Source organism: Methylibium sp. T29, assembly GCF_000576205.1.
GTDB lineage: Bacteria > Pseudomonadota > Gammaproteobacteria > Burkholderiales > Burkholderiaceae_C > Methylibium > Methylibium petroleiphilum.
In genome coordinates this window covers 1-4,413 of the sequence record NZ_AZND01000259.1, presented here as the reverse complement: position 1 = coordinate 4,413, position 4,413 = coordinate 1, and the positions used below count along the sequence as shown (strand labels likewise).

The window sequence follows — 4,413 nt, the reverse complement described above, 5'->3', positions numbered from 1 at the left end:
GGCCCCTGCTCCCACCGCCGCGCCGGCCTCGCCGCCGGCGCCGATCACGACACCGACAGCCCCCGGCGCCCCCATCGCGTCCGCGGCACCGCCAGCGGTGCACCTGGGGCGCCCGGGCATGTCCGATTTCGGCAACCCGTTCGCCGTCGAGGTCAACGAGATCGCCCACGACCCCGAGCTCGACGAGGCGGTGATTTCCTTCGCCAATGCCGAATTCGAGGGCTGCGAACGCTCGATCCGCGGCCTCATCTCGGACGACGGCGAACGCGCGAACCATGCCGAGACCTGGCTCGTGCTGTTCGATCTGTACCGTGCCACCGGCCAGCAACCTCCGTTCGAGAGCCTGGCGCTCGACTACGTGCAGCGCTTTGGGTGGTCGGCGCCGCAGTGGTTCTCGATTCCCCAACTGGTGGCTGCCGAGAATGCGGCCGCGGCCAGCACTGCGCAGGCGGTGCGCAGCCAAGGCAGCATCGGCTGGGCCGCGCCGGAACAGCTCGATGGAGAAGGCGTCGCGCTGCTGCGCTCCAGGACGCTGCAGCTTCCGATGCCGTGGGTGATGGACTGGAGCCCGCTGCGCAGGATCGACGCGCAGGCCTGCGGCGAGCTGAGCCAGTTGATGCACCACTGGGGACGCAGAAGCTGCAGATGCGCTGGATCGGCGCCGAGCAGTTGCTCTCGGTTCTCGCCGAGGCCGCGCCCACCGGCGTGCGCGATGCCGACCCCGCCTACTGGCTGCTGCGTCTGGCGACGCTGAGGCTGTGCAACCGGCCCGACCAGTTCGACGAGATCGCGATCGACTACTGCGTGACCTACGAGGTGTCGCCGCCGTCGTGGGAGGCGTCGCTGTGCGTCGTCAAGATGGCTGATGCTGGCGGCATGACCCTCGCATCGCGCTCGATGGTGACCAGCGACGCGACGAGCGGCTTCGCGGAGTCGCAGGTGCTCGAGGAGGCCGGCGGCGTCCGCACCGCAGCGGTCGAATTGTCGGGCCAGTTGGTCGGCGACATCGGCAGCGTGCTGCAGCGGCTCGAATCCCAGCTCGGCAACTCCACGGTCGTGAGCGTCAACTGCGCGCGACTGATCCGCATGGACTTCGTCGCGGCCGGCGACCTGCTCAACTGGGTGCTGCACCGCCGCAACGAGAACCGTCTCGTCCATTTCGAGGACGCCCATCGCCTGCTGGGCCTGTTCTTCAACGCGATGGGCATCAACGAGCACGCACGCGTGAAGGTGCGCAACCTCTGAGCGTCACGCCCGCCGGACGGCACGAATGCAGCCGGCGCCGCGGATCGCTCCCCGCCAGATCCCGGGCTTGAAGCCCCCGCCTCTGCCTTCAACTGCTTCCCCATGGATTCGTACCACGGCACCACCATCCTCAGCGTACGCCGCGGCCGAGAGGTCGCCCTGGGTGGCGATGGTCAGGTGACGCTCGGCAGCATCGTCGTCAAGGCCTCGGCGCGCAAGGTGCGCCGGCTCTACAAGGAGCAGGTGCTGGCCGGCTTCGCCGGGGCGACGGCCGACGCCTTCACGCTGTTCGAGCGCTTCGAGGGCAAGCTCGAGAAGCACCAGGGCAACCTGGTGCGCGCCGCGATCGACCTGACCCGCGACTGGCGCACCGACCGCGTGCTGCGCCGCCTCGAGGCCATGCTGGCGGTGGCCGACCGCGACACCTCGCTGATCATCACCGGCAACGGCGACGTGCTGGAGCCCGAGCACGGCATCGTCGCGATCGGTTCGGGCGGCGCCTACGCGCAGGCGGCCGCGCGCGCGCTGCTGGCCCACACGACGCTCGGTCCGGCCGAGATGGTCAAGAAGTCGCTCGAGATCGCCGGCGACCTGTGCATCTACACCAACCAGCACCACACCATCGAGGTGCTGACCGACCCGGAGCCCGTCAGCCAGTGAGCGCGATGACCCCGCAGGAGATCGTGTCCGAGCTGGACCGCCACATCGTCGGCCAGCAGGACGCCAAGCGCGCCGTCGCGATCGCGCTGCGCAACCGCTGGCGCCGCCAGCAGGTGGACGACAGGCTGCGCCCGGAGATCACGCCGAAGAACATCCTGATGATCGGGCCCACTGGCGTCGGCAAGACCGAGATCGCGCGCCGCCTCGCGAAGCTGGCCGACGCGCCCTTCATCAAGGTGGAGGCCACCAAGTTCACCGAGGTCGGCTATGTCGCAAGGACGTCGATTCGATCATCCGCGACCTCGTCGACCTGGCCGTCAAGCAGACGCGCGAGGCCGCGATCCGGGCCCATCGCGTCCGCGCCGAGGATGCCGCCGAGGAACGCATCCTCGACGTGCTGCTGCCGCCGCCCGCCCATGCCGGCGCCGGCTTCGGGCTGAGCACCAGCTCGCCGGCCCCAGCCCCGGCCGACAGCACGGCGCGCCAGACCTTCCGCAAGCGCCTGCGCGAGGGCACGCTCGACGACAAGGAGATCGAGCTCGAACTCGCCGAACCGCGCGCTGCCGTCGAATTGCTGGGCCCGCCCGGCATGGAAGACATGGCCGAGCAACTCAAGGGCATGTTCGCTAGCCTGGGCCAGACGCGGCGCAAGACCCGCAAGCTCAAGATCGCCGAGGCGTTGAAGCTGCTGGTCGACGAGGAGGCGGCCAAGCTGGTCAACGAGGACGAGATCAAGACGCAGGCGCTGGCCAGCGCCGAGCAGAACGGCATCGTCTTCATCGACGAGATCGACAAGGTCACGTCGCGCGGCGACGGCGCCAGCGGCGCCGAGGTCTCGCGCCAGGGCGTGCAGCGCGACCTGCTGCCGCTGGTGGAGGGCACGACGGTCAGCACCAAGCACGGCACTGTCAAGACCGATCACATCCTGTTCATCGCCTCGGGCGCCTTCCACCTGGCGCGCCCGAGCGACCTGATCCCGGAGCTGCAGGGCCGCTTCCCGATCCGGGTGGAGCTGGGCTCGCTGCGGGTCGAGGACTTCGAGGCGATCCTGACCCAGACCCACGCCAGCCTGGTACGCCAGTACCAGGCACTGCTGGACACCGAGGGCGTCCGGCTCGACTTCCGGCCCGAGGGTGTGCGCCGGCTGGCGCAGATTGCGTTCGACGTCAACGAGCGCACCGAGAACATCGGCGCGCGCCGGCTGTCGACGGTGATGGAGCGCCTGCTCGACGAGGTGAGCTTCGATGCGCCGAACCTGGGCGGCCAGACGATCGCGATCGACGCCGCCTACGTGGATCGCAAGCTCGGGGCGCTCGCGGTCGACGAGGATCTGTCCCGCTTCATTCTCTGACCCGGGGGCGGCTCAGCCGCGCTGCGCGGCGATGGTCAGCAGGCCGTCGAAGATCAGGGTGTCGATCAGTTCGTGATCGATGGTCAGCGCCGGCACCACCTTCCAGCCCGCGCCGCCGGTGACGATGCACAACGGTGGCTCGCCACAGCGCTGCTGAAGATGGCGGTGCATGCGCTCGATGGCGCCGGCAATGGCGAAATTGCCGCCGCTGGTCAGCGCGTCGCTGGTGTTGGTCGGGAACTCGCGCACCTCGCCGGTGGGCACCCGCAGGCCGGCGGTGCCGGCTTCCAGCGCGCGCAGCATGATGCCGTGGCCGGGCAGGATCAGCCCGCCGAGGAAACGGCCGTCCGCATCGAGCGCGTCGACCGTGACCGCCGTGCCGGCCATCACCACCAGCACCGGCCGGCGCGCGCCCGCGGCGAGCACGCGCGCACGCGCGCCGATCAGCGCCACCCAGCGGTCGCTGCCCAGGCGCATCGGATGGTCGTAGCCGTTGGTCACGCCGGCCTCGGCCGCGCCCGGCACCACCCAGCGCGGTGCCACGTCCCACAACTCCAGCTGCTCCTCGACGCGGTGACGCACCGAGTCGCTGGCGACGCAGCAGCCGAGCACATGGCGCGGCGGCGGCGCCAGGCCGGCCCATTCGGCCTCGCCGAGCTGGTCGATGGTCTCGAGGAAGCGCGCACCGTGGGCCACGGGCTCGCTGCCGGGCACGGCCGAGGGATACAGCGCCCACTTCAGGCGCGTGTTGCCGATATCGATTGCAAGCAGGGTCATGGCCGAGGCGGCTTCGTCTTCAGTGGGTGCTGGAACCGGGCTTCGTGTCTTCGTCGACGACGGTATTGCCCAGGCCCAGCAGTTCGCGGGCGCGGCGCAGTCGGCTCATGGCCTCGACCGGCCGTCGCGCCGTGACCAGCGCGCGCTCGATCTGCCACACCAACCCGATCAGCTCGTAGCGGTCGCGCGCACGGCCGACGCGCAGGACCGTGAGCGAACTGCTGACCGGGCCGTCCACCAGCAAGGTGCCGATCAGCAGGCTGCGCACCTCGGCCAGCATGGGTTCCTCGTCGGACGGGCGCCGGCTTGGGCTCGTCGCGCAGCACCCCGCCCTCGCCGGCACGGCGCGCGAGCGGCGAAGGTCCCGGTGTCAGCCGCGG

General features: G+C 70.4%; 4 protein-coding genes and 2 pseudogenes. 4 read left to right on the top strand and 2 right to left on the bottom strand.

Going from position 1 to position 4,413, the window contains the following annotated elements:
• The 4 genes and pseudogenes from x551_RS26595 to hslU form a co-directional block, all read left to right on the top strand.
• A pseudogene (locus tag x551_RS26595) lies at window positions 1-754 on the top strand (hypothetical protein); the annotation flags it as partial.
• Window positions 706-1,245, top strand: coding sequence for an STAS domain-containing protein (locus x551_RS26590; RefSeq protein WP_051512162.1), 540 nt, complete (start codon window positions 706-708; stop codon window positions 1,243-1,245). The pseudogene x551_RS26595 and the gene x551_RS26590, both read left to right, overlap by 49 nt.
• A 102-nt stretch (window positions 1,246-1,347) precedes the next feature.
• Entirely contained in the window at window positions 1,348-1,905 is a 558-nt protein-coding gene (hslV, locus tag x551_RS18880; RefSeq protein ID WP_011830963.1) for an ATP-dependent protease subunit HslV, read from the top strand.
• Window positions 1,902-3,256 (top strand): annotated as a pseudogene (gene hslU / locus x551_RS18875) (ATP-dependent protease ATPase subunit HslU). The gene hslV and the pseudogene hslU overlap by 4 nt, the downstream one beginning before the upstream one ends.
• Before the next feature lie 12 nt (window positions 3,257-3,268).
• On the opposite strand, the gene x551_RS18870 reads toward hslU, so the two are convergent.
• Window positions 3,269-4,033 carry a type III pantothenate kinase gene (locus x551_RS18870; RefSeq protein ID WP_011830965.1) on the bottom strand — a complete coding sequence of 255 codons (765 nt, stop codon included), beginning with the start codon at window positions 4,031-4,033 and terminating at the stop codon, window positions 3,269-3,271.
• 19 nt (window positions 4,034-4,052) lie between these two features.
• The gene (locus tag x551_RS18865; RefSeq protein ID WP_036250187.1) at window positions 4,053-4,313 is read right to left on the bottom strand and encodes a hypothetical protein; all 261 of its coding nucleotides are present in this window, start codon (window positions 4,311-4,313) and stop codon (window positions 4,053-4,055) included.
• Window positions 4,314-4,413 lie beyond the last annotated feature (100 nt).

Coding starts and splice junctions, on each gene's coding strand:
- x551_RS18865 (WP_036250187.1), bottom strand. CDS start 4,313: ATGCTGGCCGAGGTGCGCAGCCTGCTGATCGGCACCTTGCTGGTGGAC.
- x551_RS18870 (WP_011830965.1), bottom strand. CDS start 4,033: ATGACCCTGCTTGCAATCGATATCGGCAACACGCGCCTGAAGTGGGCG.
- hslV (WP_011830963.1), top strand. CDS start 1,348: ATGGATTCGTACCACGGCACCACCATCCTCAGCGTACGCCGCGGCCGA.